At 40.2% G+C, this 572-nt stretch carries 1 protein-coding gene; it reads right to left on the bottom strand.

All coding sequences use genetic code 11. The features are described 5' to 3' along the window. The coding region (locus tag OGV77_RS00835; protein WP_286502533.1) for a T6SS immunity protein Tli3 family protein at positions 1-560 on the bottom strand (560 nt) is incomplete at its 3' end. Positions 561-572 lie beyond the last annotated feature (12 nt).

The raw sequence follows: 572 nt of genomic DNA, 5'->3' as shown, positions 1-572 counted from the left end.
TTGTAGAGATAATACGTGTCATCAAAGTATTGATAATCTATACCCGGACCACCCGGCGCCAGACGCGGGTCGTCAAAAGGATATGAACTCAGATATAAATGCCCCTGCGCCGTGGTAATAAATGCCTGATTATTAACCACCACCACTCTTTTTATTTCTTTTCCTTCAGGTCTATCTACCATATTCCCATCAGAATTTTTCTCTTGCCCCTGAGATGGGGACATATACGTTGCGACCTGCCACGTTTGTCCATAGTCTTTAGATATTGTATATGCACCGGGTTCCCATTCAGGAATAAAGATGTATTTATCCGATGGATGGATATATATCCCAGAGAATATCCTGAAGGAAGCAAATACTCCATCATATATCTCTTTATGAATATCTTTTCTAATGTCATGATACCAAAGTGCTCCCTCACAATAATAGCCTTTTAACTCCAGATAACGATTATCGTCATAACGATAAATAACCTGTGAGGGTGTTTTTTTCGTACAGGCAGCGATGGCGCATAGTGAAATTGCCCCAACGATTACTCTTACCCTAATTCCTGGTTTCATAATTCATCCTTA

The sequence above is a fragment of the Citrobacter sp. Ce129 genome (assembly GCF_030334545.1).
Taxonomy (GTDB): Bacteria; Pseudomonadota; Gammaproteobacteria; order Enterobacterales; family Enterobacteriaceae; genus Citrobacter; species Citrobacter europaeus.
Note: the sequence above shows the minus strand (reverse complement) of the source record. Positions and strands in the feature narration are given on the sequence as shown.